This window comes from Duganella radicis, assembly GCF_009720825.1.
Classification (GTDB): domain Bacteria; phylum Pseudomonadota; class Gammaproteobacteria; order Burkholderiales; family Burkholderiaceae_D; genus Rugamonas; species Rugamonas radicis.
In genome coordinates this window covers 1-20,100 of record NZ_WNKY01000020.1, presented here as the reverse complement: position 1 = coordinate 20,100, position 20,100 = coordinate 1, and the positions used below count along the sequence as shown (strand labels likewise).

General features: G+C 61.8%; 19 protein-coding genes. 9 read left to right on the top strand and 10 right to left on the bottom strand.

The annotated features are described in order from the left end of the window. Positions 1 to 97: 97 nt before the first annotated feature. Entirely contained in the window at positions 98 to 883 is a 786-nt protein-coding gene (locus GM676_RS18075; protein WP_155465183.1) for a spermine/spermidine synthase domain-containing protein, read from the bottom strand. A 463-nt stretch (positions 884 to 1,346) separates the two neighbouring features. Here GM676_RS18075 and GM676_RS18070 point away from each other — a divergent pair, with 463 nt between their 5' ends. Further along, positions 1,347 to 2,216: a hypothetical protein gene (locus tag GM676_RS18070; protein WP_229262754.1), complete on the top strand. Its 870-nt coding sequence runs from the start codon at positions 1,347 to 1,349 to the stop codon at positions 2,214 to 2,216. Positions 2,217 to 2,273: 57 nt separating this feature from the next. On the opposite strand, the gene GM676_RS18065 is transcribed toward GM676_RS18070, so the two are convergent. Then, positions 2,274 to 2,765 (bottom strand): hypothetical protein, encoded by a 492-nt coding sequence (locus GM676_RS18065; protein ID WP_155465182.1) that lies wholly within the window; start codon positions 2,763 to 2,765, stop codon positions 2,274 to 2,276. Positions 2,766 to 2,770: 5 nt separating this feature from the next. Then, positions 2,771 to 3,811 (bottom strand): hypothetical protein, encoded by a 1,041-nt coding sequence (locus GM676_RS18060; protein WP_155465181.1) that lies wholly within the window; start codon positions 3,809 to 3,811, stop codon positions 2,771 to 2,773. Positions 3,812 to 4,423: 612 nt separating this feature from the next. On the opposite strand from GM676_RS18060, the gene GM676_RS18055 reads away from it, so the two are divergent. Genes GM676_RS18055 through GM676_RS18045 form a run of 3 tightly spaced genes read left to right on the top strand, consistent with a single transcriptional unit; the run spans position 4,424 to position 5,803 of the window. Then, positions 4,424 to 4,915: an Hcp family type VI secretion system effector gene (locus GM676_RS18055; RefSeq protein WP_155465180.1), complete on the top strand. Its 492-nt coding sequence runs from the start codon at positions 4,424 to 4,426 to the stop codon at positions 4,913 to 4,915. Positions 4,916 to 4,928: 13 nt separating this feature from the next. After that, complete coding sequence (locus GM676_RS18050) at positions 4,929 to 5,417, top strand: penicillin-insensitive murein endopeptidase (RefSeq protein WP_155465179.1); 489 nt, start codon at positions 4,929 to 4,931, stop codon at positions 5,415 to 5,417. A 2-nt stretch (positions 5,418 to 5,419) separates the two neighbouring features. Further along, a complete protein-coding gene (locus GM676_RS18045) occupies positions 5,420 to 5,803 on the top strand; it encodes a hypothetical protein (RefSeq protein WP_229262753.1) in 384 nt (127 codons plus the stop codon). 23 nt (positions 5,804 to 5,826) lie between these two features. On the opposite strand, the gene GM676_RS18040 is transcribed toward GM676_RS18045, so the two are convergent. From GM676_RS18040 to GM676_RS18015, 6 genes are read right to left on the bottom strand one after another with little or no spacing between them, the layout of a single operon-like run. Further along, positions 5,827 to 7,215 carry a sensor histidine kinase gene (locus GM676_RS18040; RefSeq protein ID WP_155465261.1) on the bottom strand — a complete coding sequence of 463 codons (1,389 nt, stop codon included), beginning with the start codon at positions 7,213 to 7,215 and terminating at the stop codon, positions 5,827 to 5,829. Beyond that, complete coding sequence (locus GM676_RS18035) at positions 7,215 to 8,561, bottom strand: sigma-54-dependent transcriptional regulator (protein WP_155465178.1); 1,347 nt, start codon at positions 8,559 to 8,561, stop codon at positions 7,215 to 7,217. Before GM676_RS18035 ends, GM676_RS18040 begins: the two co-directional genes overlap by 1 nt. A gap of 28 nt (positions 8,562 to 8,589) precedes the next feature. Further along, positions 8,590 to 9,825 (bottom strand): ABC transporter permease, encoded by a 1,236-nt coding sequence (locus tag GM676_RS18030; protein WP_155465177.1) that lies wholly within the window; start codon positions 9,823 to 9,825, stop codon positions 8,590 to 8,592. Between the two features lie 12 nt (positions 9,826 to 9,837). Continuing rightward, positions 9,838 to 11,154: an ABC transporter permease gene (locus tag GM676_RS18025; protein ID WP_155465176.1), complete on the bottom strand. Its 1,317-nt coding sequence runs from the start codon at positions 11,152 to 11,154 to the stop codon at positions 9,838 to 9,840. 10 nt (positions 11,155 to 11,164) lie between these two features. Beyond that, entirely contained in the window at positions 11,165 to 11,863 is a 699-nt protein-coding gene (locus GM676_RS18020; protein WP_155465175.1) for an ABC transporter ATP-binding protein, read from the bottom strand. A 19-nt stretch (positions 11,864 to 11,882) separates the two neighbouring features. Then, complete coding sequence (locus GM676_RS18015) at positions 11,883 to 13,151, bottom strand: efflux RND transporter periplasmic adaptor subunit (protein ID WP_155465174.1); 1,269 nt, start codon at positions 13,149 to 13,151, stop codon at positions 11,883 to 11,885. A gap of 172 nt (positions 13,152 to 13,323) precedes the next feature. Between GM676_RS18015 and GM676_RS18010 the strand changes: the two genes are divergently transcribed. The 5 genes from GM676_RS18010 (at position 13,324) to GM676_RS17990 (ending at position 18,576) form a co-directional block, all read left to right on the top strand. Then, complete coding sequence (locus GM676_RS18010) at positions 13,324 to 14,778, top strand: MutS-related protein (protein WP_155465173.1); 1,455 nt, start codon at positions 13,324 to 13,326, stop codon at positions 14,776 to 14,778. A 48-nt stretch (positions 14,779 to 14,826) separates the two neighbouring features. After that, complete coding sequence (locus GM676_RS18005; protein WP_229262752.1) at positions 14,827 to 15,147, top strand: GbsR/MarR family transcriptional regulator; 321 nt, start codon at positions 14,827 to 14,829, stop codon at positions 15,145 to 15,147. Between the two features lie 51 nt (positions 15,148 to 15,198). Further along, on the top strand, positions 15,199 to 16,464 hold the full coding sequence (locus GM676_RS18000) for an SDR family oxidoreductase (protein ID WP_155465172.1): 1,266 nt from the start codon (positions 15,199 to 15,201) through the stop codon (positions 16,462 to 16,464). A gap of 149 nt (positions 16,465 to 16,613) precedes the next feature. Beyond that, positions 16,614 to 18,203 (top strand): methyl-accepting chemotaxis protein, encoded by a 1,590-nt coding sequence (locus GM676_RS17995; RefSeq protein WP_211923253.1) that lies wholly within the window; start codon positions 16,614 to 16,616, stop codon positions 18,201 to 18,203. 85 nt (positions 18,204 to 18,288) lie between these two features. Further along, positions 18,289 to 18,576, top strand: a complete 288-nt coding sequence (locus tag GM676_RS17990) for a type II toxin-antitoxin system Phd/YefM family antitoxin (RefSeq protein ID WP_155465171.1) — start codon at positions 18,289 to 18,291, stop codon at positions 18,574 to 18,576. An 81-nt stretch (positions 18,577 to 18,657) separates the two neighbouring features. On the opposite strand, the gene GM676_RS17980 is transcribed toward GM676_RS17990, so the two are convergent. After that, a partial coding sequence (locus tag GM676_RS17980; protein WP_155465169.1) for a phosphoethanolamine transferase occupies positions 18,658 to 20,100 on the bottom strand: 1,443 nt, incomplete at its 5' end.

Below are 20,100 nucleotides of genomic sequence, written 5' to 3'. Positions count from 1 at the left end.
AGTGACCGGCGGCCCGGCACGTGCATGGTGCGCATATGCACAAAAGTGTGGCGTGCATGCATCGGTATGACGCGGGCGCATATCGATATGCGGAAAACTACTGGTGGTCGCGCATCCAGCCTTTCAGGCCGTTGACCCAGTTTTTCGCCGGCAGGTTCAAGGTTTTCCTGATCTCCGACGCCCGTTCATACAGCACGCTGAAGTCCAGCGAGGGCGCGTTTTTAAACGCGATGACCACGATGTTGGCGTCGTGGACTTCCGGCAGCCACACCACGGCGTCGAACACCAGCTCCATGGTTTGCAAGTTCTTGTCGTAGTTGGTGAAGTCATCGCCGAACACATTGGTGGTCATCATGCCGCCGTCGCGCAGCACGTTGGCGCAGCCTTCGTAAAACTCCTGCGAGTCCAGCACCGGACCGCGCGCCTCTTCATCGTACAAATCCACTTGCAGGATGTCGACCGTGTTGCGGTTGGCCGGATCGAGCACGAAGTCCATGGCGTTCATTTCGCGCACGTTGAGGCGCTCGTCGTTGGGCGGCAGCGCGAACTGCGATTCGCACATGGCGATCACGTTGGGATTGAGTTCGATGGCGGTGACGCGCGCCTGCGGCAGGCGGCGATAGCAGAATTTGGTGAGCGCGGCGCTGCCCAGGCCCAGTTGCACGATGTGCCGCGGTTGGTCGTTGAAGAGCAGCCACATCATCATCATCTGCACGTATTCGAGCTCGATGTTGTCTGGCTTGGCGATGCGCATCGCCCCCTGCACCCATGAGGTGCCGAGATGCAGGCTGCGCACCCCTTCAAACTCCGTGGTGGTAGCGGGAGGATAACCGGGCTGATCGAACCGAATGTTGGCCGTATATGAGTTTGAAGACTTGGACATAGCCCGCTAGTTTAGCAGGCTGGTTATGGACGTGGCCCTTCTTCTTTGCGGCGCTAACGGCGCGATCGAACTCACATTCGCTTAGTGTGAGCTTCCCGCATGGGCGGACCTCCGAATTTTTAGATTGTCATTGATGTAAACGCCCTATCCAGTCCTTGGGGCTTAGTACATTGGGAAAGTGGCTTAGGCAGTCACAATGGTTATTAATTGTATTTGGCACACATTCTCGTCTGATTGGCTTGGGTCGTGCGTCTGATTGTGGCCTGAGCACTATAGGACACCGCCACTGACGTTCCCGCAGGTTAGCCGATATCGTTATCCGTAGTAGACCTAGGTGCATTCAGGCGATGACTGGCAGTCATGTGCCGCTTGAGAAATTTATCTAATAGAGAAGAAAAACTTTCCATGTGGTAACTTATGCTGTATATTAAAACAGTATTTTTGAAGCTGAGGGGAAGAAAATATGCTGGAAGCATTGGTTAGCGTACTTGGCAACTCACATTTTGAAGCATGGGTGGCTGGTCCATTGGTTGGCGTCATTTTTGCGTGCATTTTTTCGGCTTTGGGCACCGCTCCACCAAGCGATGGAAGAGCAAGTCACCTATCGCCGCAAGATGCACGAGAACGAATTGAGGATTCCCGAGACCGGCGAGAGCGCCGCAACAGTAAGGAAGTCCACCACCATCATTACCACAGAGGGGGAAGTAATTCGAATGATGATGGCTCATCCCTCTTCATTATTGTGGGGGTTGCGTTACTGATCGCAATGTTTTTATTCGCAGCGTTCCTGCCACAGATCGCGTTCGCGCTTTACTGCTTTATTTCCGGCGTCGCGATGTTTTCGATGACGGCATCATTGCTGGCGTGGTTGACCGGGCAGTTCAACACTATTGACTGGTGGCGACATGCCATTTTTCCGTTCTTCGTATCGGTTGGCTGTTTTTGGGTCACGGAACAGGCCATTCAGGCGATTAGTCCAGATGTGGTCGCATTTGCCCAGCGGCTGCTCGGCAACAGTCCACTGTCCGTCGCCGTCGTCATCAGTGGATCGTTCAAATTCTTCCATGTGCTGGGCGACCGTTATGTTCATTGGATGATGTTTGATATGCTTGCTTTTCTTTGCATCGCGCTTTGTGCCGTGGTAACGCTTTTTCAATGCGTATATTACGTGGCCTTATCGAATACTCGAGTCAGCGGCGGCACTGGATGGCAGTTGTTGACGGCTTGGACTGAACGATTCAGCGGCATGGGTACGGTGATTTTTGTATCACTTCTATTACTTGCTGGATGGTTTCTCGCCACAGGAGGGATGTATCGGCTAGTCCACCAGTAGCGCCGGATGACAATCCTGGTCGCACACGAAATAAGGGCCTCTGATGAGGCCCTTTTTCTATCCTCGACCGTTAGAATGGATCGCCCGTCGTAGTCGGTCACGCGCTGCTGCCACGGTCGTGTTGGTCATCAAGATGTCCATCGGCAGCAATACCATCTGCAAAATGATGACTTGCCAGTAGGTCAGCAAGCAAAAGAGGCAAAACAGCGCCTGCTGCATTCCAGTGTCGGCGGGAGTCGTAGCCTTGATCCAGGCGAACACCGGTCCCAGGACAACAAGTACGACAAGCAGAAGTGCAGAATTGGCGCAAGGCATCAGCACACGGCGCAGGTTGCTCTCGCCCATGGGCACGCCAGCGTTGCGCAAACCGAATTTTAGTACTTCGGGAAACACAACAGCCAACAGCGCACCCATGACGCCAAACACAATCGAGGTGGTCGTGCGGAGCGCTTCAAAGTAGGGCCACTGGTCTTCCAGCTTGATGACGGCACCGAAGTGGTAGCCGATGTACCCGGATAGCGCGCCGAACACCATGTGGAACCAGATCATTTCATCTACCCCAAAGCAAGGATTTCCGCTCGGTGAACTTGAAGTTGCCCGAGCAGAGCGGCGAGGTTAATCAACTCGTCATCCACCCATTCTACGTCAAGTCGCTTGTTTTCGCGCGCGTGAGACTTGCGCAGCCACTTCTTCTGGCCGTCGTTAAGACGGAATCCCAAATCGTTCTCACTTGAATCGCTGATGTCTTCCTCCCACTCAGCGATGCTTGCGTTAAGCTCGTCCAGCGTCAACGCAATTGGGAATTCGACACGGATGGGCGCGTCTACAACGTTTGGCGCTGGTGCCTTTGCAATGCGTGCCACGTCGAGCATCGATTGAAGCCAATTCCGCTGTGCCGGTTCCATGGTTGAGATCACAGTTTTGCACATCACCTTGGATATCGCGCCAACGTTTTGGCGCAAGTAGTCAAGATCGCCGCCACGGGGGATCGACTTAATGTTAAACGTCGGCCGAATCCCAGCAGGATGAACGTCGGCATCAGGTGCTGCGCGGTAGCCATTGATGACTAGCTCGTTGTTCGGCCCTTCGTCGCCGAGTACCACATGATCGGGATTGATGAACTTCAGGAAGCCCGTCAGGTAATTGCCGAAGTTAATAAGGCCGTGGCTCAGGTGCTTGAGGCCAATGGCCGCCACGCGGCGCTCGGCCGGCATCACCCAGAAATACGTCGCAAAGCCGGGAATGCGATCACGGTCGAGCTCGGTGACCTCGGCCGAAGCCGCCCCAACCACGTCGCCGATACCTACAGAAGAAACGTGATGTCGGTTGCCTGGGAGACGGTTCCAGATACCCACCAAGTAATCACCGTGCGCACCATGATGGATATCCAACAGATAGGACTCTGCGACTTCGTCTCCTTCATTGGCGCCATAGGTTGCGGTCTGCCCCAGCAGTTTGCCGTCCACCCAGTTCTCTAATGCGGCAAAGGTCGTGGTCACGCCGCCGAACAATGGGGCGCGGTCTTCTGCACCACGGTACGCGTAGTAACCGCATCGGCTGATGTCATAGACCCAGATGGATACGTCCTGAAGCATGGGATGTCCTAGAAAAGATCCCATTATATGAAAATTTCCATGATGAAAAGTCTCAAATAATCACAGCCCCGAACGGGTTGCATCTGAATGAGGCGCTAAAGCTCCAAGGCTTTTCATCGGTGATCTCCGCATTGAAGACTATCGTAGGCAGCACGACTGGAGTGCGCGGCCATCTATGACCATCGCCGATCAGAGTTCGACGATTTGGTGAACGATGGCCTGTATCAAGCGTTATATGACCCATCCTAATTCCTATTGCCTTAGACAGCTTGCTCTTGTTGGCGCTGTCCACGCACACGAAATAGTCTGGTCGTTTCAATGCCAACAGGCGACTGGCAGTTGCCACGCCGCCTCCACGTTCAGCTTCATCAAACGCAATAAGAAATTTGCGTTTAAATCCCTCAAAGTCTGCTTCGTTGATTACGCTTGTTCGTGGGATAAAATCCAGTGCGGCACTTAAGCGGTCTGCGCGCGATCTGAAGATGGCGTGTTGTCACGCCTTGATGCGTCATGTTGCGGCTGCCCAATTTGTTTTTTGCTTGATGTACCCCAATTTATCCAAGTGAGGTCTACGCAAGAATGCTCTGACACACCTCTTAATTTGGAGTCATCATGGCAATCGACGTATACCTGCAAATCGACGGCATAAAGGGCGAATCGGCCGATTCATCCCACATAGGCTGGATCGAAGTAACCTCAGCGTATTTAGGCGTGGCGCAACCCAAGAGCGCAACGGCATCGACAGCTGGGGGCCATACCGCCGAAAGATGTGAACACCGGACACTCTCTATCACTAAGCTTACCGACCTGTCTTCGCCAATTCTGATGCAGACCAGTTCCGCAGGCAGGACGATTCCTAAAGCTAGGATCGAATTCATGCGCGCTGATGGGCAAGGCGAGCGGGTAAAGTATTACGAAGTCGAGTTAGAGAATGTGCTAATCGCCAATATGGAACAGGTGGTGAGTGAGGGGAATATTCTGCATGACTCCGTCGGACTGAAGTTCTCGCGGGTGAAATGGAAATATACGCAACAGAAAATTGGCGGCGGTGCTGGAGGCAGTACCACCGGCGGTTGGGATCTCGCCACCAATAGAATCATCTGAGGGGGCTTCTATCATGGTAGAAGATGATTCGCTGCGTCCGCCAGAGGATTCGCGCCACTTTTTCATGTTGCCTCAGACTCCGATGGACTCGGGCTACTATGTCTACGGTGAGCTACATAAAAAGCCAGCGAGAGGCGCATACCAGTACGCTTCCCCGCTGATGATGACCGCGATTTTGCGAGTGGCGTTTGAGTGGCAGGCTATTGATAAGCGCAGATTTGGCGTTGGAGACATCAGTATCGCCGGGGGGGGCGCAACCCCAGATCATCGCTCACACAAGAACGGCCTTCAGGTGGACGTTCGTCCGTTGCGTAAAGACGGTCTTGAAGAGGGTGTGATTTGGTCGGACTCGCACTACGACAAAGAGGGGACGAAACGGTTGATCGAAATGTTCCGTACCTTTGCGCCTGTCGTTCAGATATTCTTCAATGACCCGAACATCCCCTTCGTGAAGAAGATGAAGAATCACGATAATCATTTTCATGTCGAATTGCGAGGCTAAGCATGAAAAAATGCATCTGGCTGATTTCCGTCTTGAGCACAGTTCTTTTCTCAGTGCTGGCATATGCAGGCGGTGGCGAGTGGCGCCCCTTGCGTGCAAGGTACTTGATTCATTCTGAAACCGCTACGTATCCCGAAGCGCCGACGAAGGCCGATAGCGTGCTAACGGTCGTCATTGATGGGCAAGCGGCGAAAGAACTTTTCGATTTGGTCGGTCCAGATTCTCATCCAACTTGCAGTTCTGAGAATGGGGATCGCGACCGGCGTAAAAAAGGAGTCGAATGCTCATATACAGCGAAGCTGAGTGATCCGAAGGAAAGTCACTATCGTTGTTGGATCGGCCTCAATCTTCGGACCGGTGAGGGCGATGTGAGGGTAAGCTGTTAATGCTTTCCCATGTGCCCCTGTTCTCAGGCCAGCGGCAGGATCATGGTGACGGTCAGGCCGCCGCCGTCGCGGTTGGTGAGGGTGATGCGGCCGCCGTGGGCTTCGGCGATTTCGCGCGCCAGGGCCAGGCCCAGGCCGGTGCCGCTGCGCTTGGTGGAATAGAACGGCACCAGCGCGTTGGTCAGCACGGCGTCGCTCATGCCGGGGCCGCGGTCCTGCACGTCGATGCGCACCCCTTCGTGCAGGCGGCGCACTTCAAGGCTGACCTGATCGGCGGGCGAGCCGGATTCGTGGGCGTTCTTCAGCAGGTTCAATAGCGCTTGCTCCAGCTGGGCGGGGTCGAAGGCGCATGGTTCGGCGGGCGCTTCGCCGATCTGCTGGAATACGACTTGCTCGCCCAACTGGGTCAGGAAGGGTTGCCAGTGCTGGGCTTCCAGTCGTGGCGCCGGCAGCTTGGCAAAGCGCGCGTAGCCGAGGATGAAGCTTTCCAGATGACGCGTGCGCTCTTCGATGGTGGCGAGGATTTGCGGCAGGCGTTCGGTCTGGCCACGCCTTACCAGTTCCGCGCCGGAGTGGGCCAGCGAGGTCAATGGCGCCAGTGAGTTGTTGAGCTCATGGCTGATGACGCGGATGACTTTCTTCCACGTTTGCACTTCCTGCCGGCGCAGTTCCATGGTCAGTTGGCGCAGCAGCAGCAGTTCGTGTTTGCGGCCGTTCAGGTTGAAGCTGCGGCGGGCCAGGTGGTAGACGTCTTCGTCTTCGCCGTCCTTGGTGGTGAACAGGCCGTCGCCGCCGCGCGCGAGGGCTTCCAGCAGGGCGGGCGAGGCGTGGTTCAGCACCTCGTCGAGTTTGTGGCCTTCCAGCTTGCGGCCCTGGTTCAGCAGCTGACGCGCGGCGATGTTGGCGTAGACGATGGGACCGGACTCGCTCACCAGCAGCATGGCGACCGGCGTGTTTTGCACCATGGTGTCGAGCAGCAGTTCGCGCTGCACGAGGTCGAGGCGCTGCTGGCGCAGCACGTCGCCGAGGGCGTTGTGGGCGGTGACCAGATCGCTCAGTTCATCGTTCTGCGGCCAATGCAGGCTGAAGGAGAAGTCGCCGTCCTTGTAGCTGGTGACGGTGCCGGTCAGGGCGCGGAACAGCGACAGCATGCGTTCCAGTTCGGCGCGGATGGTAATGATGGAGATCGGCACCACGCACAGCAGGCAGATCGCCAGCACCAGGCCGGGGTTGTGGGGGAAGAAGTGATCGCTCGCCAGCGCGATCAGGATGCCGAGCGTGAGCAGCGTGCCCACCAGCGCGGTCCAGCGCGTGAGCAGCGAAAGCCGCAAGCCGCGCGGCCGGCGCGCCTCCGGCCCGAGCGGCGCGCTTTGGCGCGGCGGTGTGGGGCGGTCGTCGCCGGGGGCGTTCATCACGGACGAACGATGCCGAGCCGCTCCATGCGGCGGTAGAGGGCCTGGCGCGACAGGCCGAGTTCCGCCGCCGCTTGCGCCACCACGCCGCCCGCGCGGCTCAGTGCCAGGCTGATGGCGTCGCGGTCCGGCTCGCGGCTGGCTTCATCGCTGCCGTTGCCGCCGCCCACCGCCGGCGGCAGACCGAGGTCCGCCACCTTGATCACATCGCCGCTGGCCAGCAGGCCGGCGCGCATCATCACGTTCTTCAACTCGCGCACATTGCCAGGCCACTGGTGCGCCAGCAGCGCCGCCTGCGCGTCGGCATGCAGCTGCTTTTCCGGCCCGAGGAAGTGCATCGCCAGCGGCAGGATATCCATCGGCCGCGCCGCCAATGGCGGCAAGCGCAACTCGATCACATTCAGGCGATAAAACAAATCCTCGCGGAAGGTGCCGGCCTTGATCATGGCCTGCAAGTCCGCGTTGGTGGCGCTGACCACGCGCACCTTCACCTGCCGCTCGCGATTGGACCCCAGCCGCTCGAAGCGCCCGGTCTCCAGCACGCGCAGCAATTTCATCTGCCCCGCCAGCGGCAGGTTGCCGATTTCGTCAAGGAACAGCGTGCCGCCATCGGCCGCCTCGAACTTGCCCTCGCGCGCCTTGGAAGCCCCGGTGTAAGCGCCAGCCTCCGCGCCGAACAACTCCGCCTCAATCAGCTCGGATGGAATCGCGCCGCAATTCAACACCACGAACGGCCCGTTGCGCACCGAGGAATTGGCCTGGATGATTTCCGCAATCCGTTCCTTGCCGGTGCCATTGGGGCCGGAGATCAGCACCGGCACATCCGCCCGCGCCACCTGGCAAGCCAGGTGAATCACCCGTTCCGTGGCCGGGTCCTGGAACACCATGCCGCGCAAATCATGGCCGCGTTCCAGCTCGCGGCGCTGGCGCAACTCGCCCCGCACGCGCTGCTGCAAGGCGCGCTTGGCCTGACCCAGTTCGATCAGATTGTTGACGGTGGCGATCAGCTTGTGGTCATCCCACGGCTTGGCCAGATAGTCGGCGGCACCGGCCTTGATCAGATCCACCGCCGCGTTCAGATGCGTCCACGCGGTGAGCAAAATAACCGGCAGGTCCGGATAGCGGTCGCGGATCGCATTGAACAGCGCCGTGCCTTCCTCGCCCGAGGTGGTGTCGGCCGTGAAGTTCATGTCCTGGATGACCAGGTCCACACTGTGCTGTTCCAGCATCGCCAGCCCGGCTTCGGGCGAGGCCGCGCGCAGCGCCTCGATATCGTGCAGCGAGAACAGCACGTCGAGGGCCACGGCAACGGCGGCATTGTCGTCAATGATTAATACGGTAGGCATGCCGCAAGCATAACATTCCCGCGCGCGTTCAGGCGCTGCGCGTGGCCGTCGCCGGCGAGATGCTGGCCGCGCGCCATGCCGGGCCGTACACCGCGCTCACGCCCAGTGCCCAGAAGATGGCGGCGCCACCCAGCAGATAACCGGTCGGCAGGCGCGGCATCTCCAGCTGGCTGACCAGCAGCTGATTCAGGCCGAGCGCGATCAGCAGGCCGGCCGCCACGCCGGCGCTGGTGATCATGAAGTTCTCGGTGATGAAGTAGCGCAGGATGTCGATGCGGCGCGCACCCAGCGCGCGCCGCACGCCGATCTGCTTGCGGCGCTGCGTCACCCACAGGCTGGCCATGCCGACGATGCCGCTGGCGGTGATCAGCAACAGCAGCACGCTCACCGTCACCAGCATCCACGCCAGCGCGTTGTCGGCGCGATAGCGGTCGGTGCGGAACTCGGTCACGCTCTTGGCGCGCGTGACCACCGGCGACGGCGACGCCTTGCGGATGGCTTCCTCGGTTTCCTTCATCACCCGGTCCAGCTGTCCCGGTTCGGCGCGCACGGTGTAGCTGACCACTTCATTGCCCGTCAGACGCGCGGGCGTGATGATGGAGTATTCGCCGGTGTCGCCGATCTGGGCGTTCGGGCTTTGCAGCCGATCCACCACCCCCACCACCTGCACGCTGCGCGACTTGTCGCCGACGCCGAAGTACACCGTCTTGCCGACGTAGCTGCTTTGGCCCGGCCACATTTTCTCGGCCAGGGTGCGGGTGACGATGCCCACTTTCGGGAAGTCGTCGCTGGTGTTGACATCGATCTCCGGCACCTCGTTCGGATAGAAGTCGCGGCCCTCGGTCAGTTTCAGGCCCCAGGTCTTCACCAGCGAGTCGGCGCTGTTGTAGCTGGTCGAGGTGGCGGTGGTGCGGGTCTGCTTGCGGTCCACCGCCAGCCCGGTGTAATTCCCGGAGCGCGACAGCGGCATCTGGCTGGTCTCGGCCACCGACAGCACACCCGGCACAGCGCGCAGCGTGGCGGCGTCCCTGCGCTGCGTGGCCAACTGGTCTTCGTGGCCGCCTTGCTTGAGGTGGCGCACCGAGATCACGTAGATCTCCTGCTCGCGTTCCAGCCCGGTCGGACGGGCCGCCACGGCTTGACGCACCTGCACGATGTGCAGCGCGTTGGCGAGGATGCCGAGGCTGAGCGCGACCTGGATCGCCACCAGGATCGGGCCGGTTTTATTGCGCAGCAGCGCGGAAAGAATAGGGCGGATTTCCATGATGGCGTTCGCTTATTGGGATTTGAGTTGCAGGGCCGGCGTCACCTGGCAGGCGCGCCAGGTCGGCAGCAGGCCGGCCAGGATGGCGGACAGCACGGCCAGCGCGAAGGTGGTCAGCAGCATCACCCAGTCCATGTGCGCCACCAGCGTCAGCGCCTTGGACTGCATGGCGATCAGGGCCAGCGCGCCGAAGGCCAGCAGCAGGCCAAGCACGCCGCCCACCAGTCCCACCACCGTGGTCTCGATCAGGAACTGCGCGAAGATCTCGCGGCGCGAGGCGCCCAGCGCGCGGCGGATGCCGACTTCCGCGGCGCGCACCGAGAACTTGGCCAGCAGCAGGCCGATGGTGTTCACCAGGCACAGGACCAGGAAGCCGAACGCCAGCCAGGCCGACAGCTTGTTGTCGTTGCCGACCACCTTCATGTAGTCCAGCCATTCGCGCACGTTGTACAGCATGTTCGGGGCGGCGCGTTTCAGGCGGCCCAGCTTGCGCTGTTCGGTGGCGTAGGAATCGAGGAAGCTTTGCAGCTCGGCGCGGTCGGAGGCGCCGCGGGTTTCGATCCAGGCCTGAATCCAGGTGCACTCGGAATCAAGGAAGGCCTGGTAGCCGGGCGCGACGTCGTCGTAGCAGCTGGTGCTGCCGTTGCGCTGGAATTCGTGGCGGATGGCGCTGGCGAATGGAATGAACATTTCATCCTCTTCGCTGAAGGCGCCGTCGTTGCTGCCGATGATGCGGTGGAAGCGCGGGACCACCTTCCATGTATCGAGCACGCCCACCACCTGGTACTGGAAGCCGCCCATGGTCAGGCGCTTGCCCACCGGGTCGGCGTCGCCGTAGATCTTTTCCGCCAGCTTGCGGCTCAGGACCACAACGTCGGCGCCGGTCTTGTCGTCCCCCGGGTTCCAGCCCTGGCCGTGCAGGAAGGGGGCGTCGAACATATTGAAGAAGTCCGCGGTCGGGGCGATGCCGCGCGCGTTGAACACGCCGATGTCCTTGCGCTCAGGTTCGATCGCCAGGCTGATGCCGAAGATGATGGTGCGGCGTTCGCCGGCCTTGCTGTTCAGCAGATTGGTGGCGTCGCGGTAGCTCAACTGATTGTCGTCCGGCTTGTCGCCCGGCTTGTAGTTGTCGGGCTGACCGTTGTCGATCAGCGGTACGAACAGGCGGTCGCTCTTGTGCGGGATCGGGTCGCCCGACATCACGTGCAGGATGGTCAGGGTGGCGATGCTGGCGGCCACGCCGACCGCCAGCGTCAGCACCATCAGCGCGGTCAGCGCCGGGTTGCGGCGCAGGCTGCGCACGCCCAGCAGGAAATAGTATTGGAACATGCCGGGCTCCTCAAGCAACGTTGGACAGCGACGGCGCCTTGCGCACCAGATCCGACACCTGGCCGTCGATGATGTGCACATTGCGTTGCGTGCGCACCGCCAGTTCCGGATCGTGCGTCACCATCAGGATGGTGGTGCCCTGGGCGTTGATCTCTTCCAGCAGTTCCATCACGCCGCGCGCCATCTGCGTGTCGAGGTTACCGGTCGGCTCGTCGGCCAGCAGCAGCTTGGGCGAACCGGCCAGCGCGCGCGCGATCGCCACGCGCTGCTGCTGGCCACCCGACAGTTCGGCCGGGTAGTGCTTCATGCGCGAGGCCAGGCCCACCTTGGACAGCGCGTCCTCGATGCGCTCCTTGCGTTCGGCCGAGTTGAAGCCGCGATAGCGCAGCGGCACGTCGACGTTATCGAACAGCGACAGGTCGGGTATCAGGTTGAAGCCCTGGAAGATGAAGCCCAGCTTCTCGTTGCGCAGGCGCGAGCGGGCGTTGTCGTCCATGCCTTTGACGTTGATGCCGTCGAGGATGTACTCGCCGTCGGTGAATTCCTCCAGCAGGCCGGCGATGTTGAGGAAGCTGGTTTTGCCGGAGCCGGAAGGGCCGGTGACGGTGACGAATTCGCCTTGCTTGACGTCGATCTCGAAACCGCGCAGCGCGTGGGTCTCGATCATGTGGGTGCGATAGACTTTGCTCAGGTTTTTCATGCGCAGCATGGAGGGCCTCTTCAGAAAGTTATTGATTGATCGAGACGCGTTCGGCGTTCTCAAAGGTTTCGGTGCCGGCGACGACAATCTTGTCGCCTTGTTTCAGGCCGCCGAGGATTTCCACGGCGGAGACGCTGGTGGCGCCCAGCTTGACCGGGGTGCGGATGGCGATGCCGTCGCGGACCACGTAGGCGTAACGGCCGCCTTCCGATTCCACGAACGGGCCGCGCTGCACCATCAGGGTGTTGGGTTTTTCGTCGATCAGCAAGCGCGCGGTGACGCGCTGGTTCTGGCGCAGGCCGGCCGGCTGTTCGCCATTGAAGCGCACCCGCGCCAGCACCTGGTTCTTCACCACTTCCGGCGACAGCGCGGACAGCTTGGCGGTGGTGGTGCCGGTGCCGTAGTTGACTTCCGCGTTCATGCCAAGGCCGATGTCGGAGACGTAGGTTTCCGGGACTTCCAGTTCCACTTCAAGGCGCGACAGGTCGACCAGCGTCATCAGCGGCGTGTTGGCCGGGACCACGCTGCGATCAGCCACGGACAGCGTGCCGATGAAGCCATCGACCGGCGCGCGCACGGTCAGCTCGTCGACGCGGCGCTGGGCGTTGGACAGGGTGCTGCGCTGCTGGTCCAGCTGCTTGATCTTGGATTCCAGCTCCAGCGCCACGTTATCGTTTTCCAGCGCGGAGGCTTCCTTGGCGTGCTTGGCGCGGATGACGGCGGAATTGACCGCATCCTTGGCGCGCTGATATTCGATCTTGGCGACCGCGCCTTCGTTGGCGACGGCGTCGTAGCGCTCCAGCGTGCGCTGGGCCGAGACCTGGTCGATTTCGGCGGTGTCGGCGTCGCGCTGGGCCAGCAGCTGTTGTTTGCGGGCCAGGATGCGCTGGCGCGCGACGTCGGCTTCGATCTGGGCGTAGGCCGCCTGTTCGCGCTTGAGGGCATCGGTCAGGTCGGGCGACTCCAGCACGGCGAGGACGTCGCCTTTCTTCACCGTGTCGCCGGCATGGACTTTCAGAGTGACGGTGGCCAGCGAAGGCGCGTACAGGGTCGGGCTGACGGCGGCCACCACGCGGCCGTTGACGGCGGCGTCGCGGACCAGCGTGCCGCGCCCGACTTCGGCGATGCGCAGGCGCGAGGCGTTGACGGAATGGTCGCTGCCGCGCCAGGTGTGCACCAGCGACCAGCCGATGGCGACCAGCGCCACGGCGCCGGCGGCGATGAGGAGGCGCCGCCTGTTCCCGTGGCCTTTGGGCGGGGTGATGACGGCGTCTTGATTGGAGGTGTCGCGGATCATGGCTTGCTCGTTTGTGAGTGAACGGGCAACGTTATGCAGAAAGCGTGCCACACGCTAAGTGATTGATTTGTAAGGGTAGCGTACCCATGTCCGCTGTCCGTACAGCGTCCGGCCTGTCCGCGCTGTCCGGCGTGGACTTGAAAAACTGTCCATCATGCGCACCTAGGCCGGCATGAACGATTATCCTTTTGTCCCCAGCGACGTCGCCATGTACCGCCGCATGCGGTCCGGCGCCGATGGCGTGATGGATCAGCAGACCTGGGACGATCTGCTGCTGCCCGCCTACAGCGCGCATCTGGCGCGCGAGACCAGCATCTTCGGGCAGCAAGAGCTGCATCGGCGGCTGCATGCGGAGGAGGACGTGTCCGCGTCGGCCGCCCGCGTACGCGGCCTGATGGCGGACGACGCCGGGCGCGCGCGCCTGCAAACCGCGACCGCCGATTTGCGCCGCGCCGACCGCGAGATCAGCGAAACCTTGTTTGGCGCGCCGTTGCCGTCGTCGCCGCGCTGGCTGCCTTTGCTGGCGTGGCTGCCGGTGGCGTTCCTGCTGTCGGCCGTTGCCGCGCTGGCGCTGGGATGGTTGCCGATGTGGGGTGTGACGCTGGTCTTGTGGCTGACGCTGTGCGCGGTGCAGGTGCGCTATCACGATGCGGTGCAGGCGTGGCGCCGCATCCTCGACGCCACCCAGCTGATGCTGCGCGCGCACTCGCTGCTGCCATTCGACGACGCCGTGGAGGCGGGCAAACTCAATCGCCGCCTGAGCCGCTCGCTGACGGCGGACATGCCGGGGGTGAGCGATTACAGCGACTGGCTCTTCCTGCAAAACGTGCGTCACTACTTCCGCAGCCGCGCGGTGGTAAACCAAAACATCGCCTTCCTGCGCGCCAGCTTTGAGCGGGTGGCGGTACTCGATGCGGATCTGGCGCTGGCGCGCCACCTGTCGCAAACCGTGCATTGCTGGGCGGAGCGGGGCGACGCGGTGGAGCTGGCGCAGGTAGTGCATCCCTTGCTGTCCGACGCGGGCGCGCTGGATTTCGGCATGGCGCGGCAGGGCGTATTCATCTCCGGCCAGAACGGCGTTGGCAAGAGTACCTTGCTGCGCACGGTGGGCCTGAGCCTGATCACCGCACGCGCTTTCGGCTTCTGCTACGCGGCGCACGCGGTGACGCCGTTGCTGCCGGTGTACTCCAGCATGCAGAACGAGGATGCGCTGGGCGAGGGCGAAAGCTTCTACATGGCCGAGCTGCGGCGCGGGCGGGAATTGCTGGCGCTGGCGGCGCAGCGGCCGGCCATCTTCATCATCGACGAAATCTTCCGCGGCACGAACTACCTTGAATCGGTATCGGCGGCTGGCGCGGTGCTGCACGCGCTGGCGCAGCAGGGGCGGGTGGTGGTGGCTTCGCACCATCTGGTGCTGGCGTCCTTGCTGTCCGACTGCCTGCAACCCTGGTGCGTGCGCCGCGATGGCAATGACTGGCAACTGACGCAGGGCCTGCTACAAGACACCAACGGCATCGCTCTGCTGAACCAGCAAGGCTACGCCCCCGCCATCACCACCAAAGCCAACCGCATCCACACCTGGCTGAGCGACTATATGGCCCATCCCGCCGATCAAATACCGATTTGACTTCGCCCAAATAGAAGTAGTCTGAAAGAGCTGCAAAGCTGGGGGCTGGTGCGTATTACGCACGTCGCCGGCGACCGGCGTGATCACCTCCTCGCCTTGCAGGACGTGTGGGAAATCTTCCGCGTCATCGTCGAGGAGCGCAAGAAGCGCGAGATTGATCCCACCCTGACGGTGCTGCGCGCCTGCGCCGTGGAGGCGGAGAGCGATCCGCAACTGGAGCAGGCCACCAAGGTTAAAATGGAGCAGGTGCTGGACTTCCTGGAAATGCTCACCACCACCTACGACGATTACAAACACTTGCCGCCGGCAACCATGCAGCGCTTTCTCAAAATGGGCGGTAAAGTGGCTCGCTTGCTTGGCGGCGACTAAAAAATTTGATCGATCATTTCTGTTTTTACAGAAATAACAGACGGAGGCGGTATGAAAATCCTGATACTTGGCGCCACTGGTTTGATAGGCGGTCACGCCCTGCGGGCCTTGCGCAGCGCCGGCTGCACGGTTATCGGCGCCAGTCGTCGCCGTCCTGCGGGTGAGCATCCTCAGCACTGGCTGGAGGCGGACTTTGGCGCCATGACGTCCGAACAGGACTGGTTGCCGCTGCTGGAAGGCTTTGATGCGGTGGTCAACTGCGTCGGCATCATCCGCGAGGCGCGCGCCGGCGATTTCGATCGCCTGCATCGGGCCACGCCGGTGGCGTTGTTTGCCGCCTGCGAGCGACTCGGCGTGCGGCGCGTGGTGCAGGTGTCGGCGCTGGGCAGCCATCCCGATGCCGCCACCGGCTACTGGCGCAGCAAGGGCGCGGCGGAAGTGGATCTGCTGGCGCGCGATCTGGAGCCAACCATCATCCGCCCGTCGCTGGTGTATGGTGAGGAAGGCGCCAGCAGCGTCATGTTTCGCATGTTGGCCACGCTGCCCACGCTGATGATGCCGATGGCGCACGGCGCCAGGGTGCAACCGATACACGTTGACGATCTGGCGGCGGTGATCGTCAGGCTGGTGACGGCCAGCGCCGCTGGGCCACGCGAGCTGGCGGTGGTGGGGCCGCGCGCCACCACCATGGCCGGCTATCTGGGCGATCTGCGGCGCGGCATGCAGGCTGCGCCCGGCCTGGTGCTGGACCTGCCGCTGCCCATCGCGCGCGTCGTTGCCCGCGTGGCCGCGCTCATCCCGTCCAGCGCACTGACGCCGGAATCGCTGCTGATGCTGGAGCAAAGCGCGGATGGCGGCAATACCGCCGATGCCAGTCCCGTTGCCGCGCTGCTGGGTCGTCCGCTGCGCGACCCCGCCCACTTCGCGCGGCCGGCTCAGCGCGTTGCCGCCGCCTGGGATTGGGCCGCCACGCTGATCACGCTCGCCATGGCCGCGCTGTGGCTGTGGACTGCCGCGGTATCATGGTTCGGCTGGCCGCACGCGGAAAGCCGCGCGTGGCTGGCGGCGTGCGGCGTGCCGGTCTTGGCACAGGAGCCCATGCTGCTGGCCGCCAGCCTGACCGACGCCACGATCGGCGTGCTGTTGCTGCTGCGCCCACGCCGCTGGCTGTGGGCCGCGCAGCTGGCGCTGGTGGCCGGCTACACAGTGGTGATGAGCGTCTTCCTGCCCGAGTTCTGGCGCCATCCTTTCGGCCCGCTGAGCAAAAACCTGCCCTTGCTGGCATTGATGTTCTTTATGTGGAGAGCGAGCAGATAATGGAATACCTTGCGATCAAATGGCTGCATATCCTGTCGGCCACGCTGATGTTCGGCACGGGCTTCGGTACGGCCGTGCTCTAGATTCGGAAGGTATTTTATTAGCGTATAATTACTGCATTGCAACTTTTTAAATGCAAGGGATCGGGCGTGAAAAATATAACTGTGAAGACGAGCTTGCTGGGCGTGTTGGTGTTGTTTGCGGGGATGCTGCTGGTCGGTGCCGCGCTTGGCATCTTCGCCTTGCAGCAGTCGAACCGCTCGATCGCGGACGTGCATCAGATCGCCAAGCAGATCATCACCATCAACGACGCCTACAAGGACACCACCCGCACCCGTTCCGCCCTGACGCGTGGTTACGCCGCGCTGAAAGAGAGCGACAACAAGGCCGAACGCGACTCCGCGCTGGCCAGCGCCAGGAAGTCCTACCAGCGCACGCTGGATTTCCTCGACAAGTTTGAAAAGACGCCCGATTACCCGGGCCAGGATGCGCAGCTCAAAAAGGATCTGGTCGACGCCGGCCGCAAGCTGTCGGTGGTGCTGGAGCGCGCCTCGGCCGCGCTGGCCAAGGACGACACGGCCGCTTACTCCGCCATCAACGCCGGCGAGCTGACCCCAACCGGCGCCGCCTTCTCCGCGCTGCTGGAGAAATTCCAGAAGACTGGCGATGAAGAGATCAACACGCTGGCCGACAGCCGCGCCAGCGAATACAAGGTGGTGATGTGGCTGGTGGCGCTGGGCTTGCTGATTGCGCTGGCCGTGGTGTTCGGCGCCCACCTGCTGCTGCGTTCCACGGTGCTGGTGCCGCTGGAAGGCGCGGTCGAGCAGCTGGACCGCGTGGCCAGCGGCGACCTCACCGCGCAGATCGAAGCTGCCGGCGAAAACGAGATCCAGCACCTTCTGAAAGCGATCCAGCGCATGCAGCGCGATCTGCTGTCGACCGTGTCGCGCGTGCGCCAGGGCGCGGAGGTGATCAACACCGGCTCGCAGGAGCTGGCGGCCGGTAACATGGAACTGTCCTCGCGCACCGAGACGCAAGCCAGCTCGCTGGAGGAAACCGCCGCCTCGATCGAGGAGCTGACCAGCACCGTCAAGCAGAACTCGGAAAACGCCCAGCAGGCGCGCAAGCTGGTGGAGGGCGCGTCGGCCACGGCGGCGCAGGGCGGCGAGGTGATGCAGCAGGTGGTCTCCACCATGAACGACATCAACGACGCCTCGCGCAAGATTGTGGACATCACCGGCGTGATCGACGGTATCGCCTTCCAGACCAATATTCTGGCGCTGAACGCGGCGGTGGAAGCGGCGCGCGCCGGCGAGCAGGGCCGCGGCTTCGCGGTGGTGGCGACCGAGGTGCGCAATCTGGCGCAGCGCTCGGCCGCCGCGGCCAAGGAGATCAAAGTGCTGATCGATGACTCGGTGCAGAAGATCCAGCTCGGCACCAATCTGGTCGAGCAGGCCGGCACCACCATGACCACGCTGGTGGGCGACGTGCATCAGGTGACCCAGATCGTCGGCGAAATCGCCGTCGCCAGCCGCGAGCAGAGCGAAGGCATCGACCAGGTCAACCAGGCCGTGGCGCAGATGGATCAGGTCACGCAGCAGAACGCCGCGCTGGTGGAGGAAGCCGCCGCCGCCACCCAGTCGCTGCAAGACCAGGCCGGCCAGTTGCAGCAAACCGTCAGCGTGTTCAAGATCGGCGATGCCGGCACGTCTGGCTCGCGCAGCCTGGCGCTGCGCTAAATCAATGTTTGGCAGGGACGCTGCTGGCGTGTGGGATTTTTGAGGTTACACTGTTAGCCTCAACTTGGCCGACACGGAGGGGATCATGAAGACTATACAGTTTTCGGAAATCGGTAATGACTTGAATGCGCTGTTGGAGTGCGTAGCCGGTATCAAGGATGGACTCAAAGTGATGCGAGCGGACGGTTCTGCGTTCGTCATGATGACGAATGAAACTTATCGGTCGTTGAGGGAGACCGCATACCTGCTGAGTTCCCCCGCGAACGCCGCTCGCTTGGCGCAATCTCTGGCGGAGTTGCGTGCGGGGCAGGTTTCGTCGCATGAGCTCATCGAGGCGAGCGATTCTGATGCGCAATCTCCAGTTCACAAATAGAGGCTGGCAGGATTATTTGGAATGGCAGTCGCGAGACAAAAAAATGCTCAATCGTGCATCAATCATTATTAGAAGTCCTCGCTACTTTTCCTGTTTGAGCGGTTTGCCCTTGTCCATCACTTCGCGGCAGTCGCCCTTGAAGTTAGCGTTGTCGTAGTTGGACCAGCCGTAGCTGTCGACGTAGCGCTTGTGCTGCTTGAACTGTTTGTTGAGGAAGCTCCACTCCAGCTTCTGGTCGTCGTATTGAATGTCGCCCAGGTCCAGCAGGGTGTGGAACATGTTCTCGGTGGCCAGGCGCGCCTTGCGGTGGCGTAGCAGCTGCCGCACTTTCTCCGGGTAGCGGTCCTTGTACTCGTCCGAGTACCACACCAAGGCCGGCACATGGAATTCATATTGCGTGTTGTGGCCGTGGAAGGCGAGGTTGCAGGCGCCGTCATACAGCGTCTGGCCGTGGTCGGCCACGTAGACCATGGAGGTCAGCTGCCGCGTGGCTTTCAACTGTCCGATCACCTGCGACAGGAACCAGTCGGTGTACAAAATCGAGTTGTCGTAGCTGTTGTTCAGCTGCGGCTTGATCTTCAGGTCCGTGTACACCGGCTTGTCGACGCCGAACAGCGATGGCTGCCATTGGTCGAATTCCTTCGGATAGCGCTGGCTGTAGTTCCAGTGATTGCCCAGCGTGTGCAGCACGATCAGTTTTTTGGGCGCCGGATCGCTGATCGCGTGTTGCAGCGGCTCCAGCAGGATCTGGTCGAAGTTGGAGTTGTTGGTGAAGCCGCCCAGGTTCATGAACTGGATCACATTGGCTTCCTTGGCAAACACCGACACCGGCGTGTCGAACTGGCCGAACGAGATCTGGTTGGACAGCCAGAAGGTCTTGAAGCCGGCTTCCTTGTAGGCCGTGAGGAAGGATTTTTCGGAGAAGCCATCCTTCAGGCTTTGCATGGCCGGCTTGCGCGAGATGATGACCGGTACCGACAGCCGCGTCGCCGACACCGAGGTGATCACGTCCGGCAGCGTCACCAGATTGGGCTCCTGGCGCAGCAGCGGGGTGGTGTCGCGCGCGTAGCCGTTGATGCCCCAGCGGTCGTAGCGCGACGATTCGCCGATCACCATGATGACGATTTCCTGCGCCGCGTTCTTTTCCGGCTGGTGCGCGCCAAAGGTGAAGCTGCTGCTGCGCCGGCCCAGATCGGCCAGGTACTCGCGCTCCTTGTAGAAGTCGATGCCGCGCGCGGTCAGGCCGAACGGCCAGGAGGAGGCGAAGTCGCCGAACGCCAGCGGCGAGCGCAGCCGCCACGGCAACGCGCCCCAGTGCCAGCCGGTGCGGCCGGCGCCGGCGATGGCGGCGTGCTCCGGATCGCTGTCTTCCACCGCATCCTCTTCCGCCGCCTCGTCCTCGCTGGCGGCGGTGTCGGCCGGGGTGACGCCGACAAAGCGCAATGCGGAGCTGAGCGCCGAGCCGATGGCCGAACCCGCCGAGGCGGCCGGCGCCGGCGCGGCCCCGCTGCCGGCGCTGGCATG

What these genes read in the sequence shown, in the direction of transcription:
- GM676_RS18075 (WP_155465183.1), bottom strand. Translation starts at nt 883, where the DNA reads ATGTCCAAGTCTTCAAACTCATATACGGCCAACATTCGGTTCGATCAG.
- GM676_RS18070 (WP_229262754.1), top strand. Translation starts at nt 1,347, where the DNA reads ATGCTGGAAGCATTGGTTAGCGTACTTGGCAACTCACATTTTGAAGCA.
- GM676_RS18065 (WP_155465182.1), bottom strand. Translation starts at nt 2,765, where the DNA reads ATGATCTGGTTCCACATGGTGTTCGGCGCGCTATCCGGGTACATCGGC.
- GM676_RS18060 (WP_155465181.1), bottom strand. Translation starts at nt 3,811, where the DNA reads ATGCTTCAGGACGTATCCATCTGGGTCTATGACATCAGCCGATGCGGT.
- GM676_RS18055 (WP_155465180.1), top strand. Translation starts at nt 4,424, where the DNA reads ATGGCAATCGACGTATACCTGCAAATCGACGGCATAAAGGGCGAATCG.
- GM676_RS18050 (WP_155465179.1), top strand. Translation starts at nt 4,929, where the DNA reads ATGGTAGAAGATGATTCGCTGCGTCCGCCAGAGGATTCGCGCCACTTT.
- GM676_RS18045 (WP_229262753.1), top strand. Translation starts at nt 5,420, where the DNA reads ATGAAAAAATGCATCTGGCTGATTTCCGTCTTGAGCACAGTTCTTTTC.
- GM676_RS18040 (WP_155465261.1), bottom strand. Translation starts at nt 7,215, where the DNA reads ATGAACGCCCCCGGCGACGACCGCCCCACACCGCCGCGCCAAAGCGCG.
- GM676_RS18035 (WP_155465178.1), bottom strand. Translation starts at nt 8,561, where the DNA reads ATGCCTACCGTATTAATCATTGACGACAATGCCGCCGTTGCCGTGGCC.
- GM676_RS18030 (WP_155465177.1), bottom strand. Translation starts at nt 9,825, where the DNA reads ATGGAAATCCGCCCTATTCTTTCCGCGCTGCTGCGCAATAAAACCGGC.
- GM676_RS18025 (WP_155465176.1), bottom strand. Translation starts at nt 11,154, where the DNA reads ATGTTCCAATACTATTTCCTGCTGGGCGTGCGCAGCCTGCGCCGCAAC.
- GM676_RS18020 (WP_155465175.1), bottom strand. Translation starts at nt 11,863, where the DNA reads ATGCTGCGCATGAAAAACCTGAGCAAAGTCTATCGCACCCACATGATC.
- GM676_RS18015 (WP_155465174.1), bottom strand. Translation starts at nt 13,151, where the DNA reads ATGATCCGCGACACCTCCAATCAAGACGCCGTCATCACCCCGCCCAAA.
- GM676_RS18010 (WP_155465173.1), top strand. Translation starts at nt 13,324, where the DNA reads ATGAACGATTATCCTTTTGTCCCCAGCGACGTCGCCATGTACCGCCGC.
- GM676_RS18000 (WP_155465172.1), top strand. Translation starts at nt 15,199, where the DNA reads ATGAAAATCCTGATACTTGGCGCCACTGGTTTGATAGGCGGTCACGCC.
- GM676_RS17990 (WP_155465171.1), top strand. Translation starts at nt 18,289, where the DNA reads ATGAAGACTATACAGTTTTCGGAAATCGGTAATGACTTGAATGCGCTG.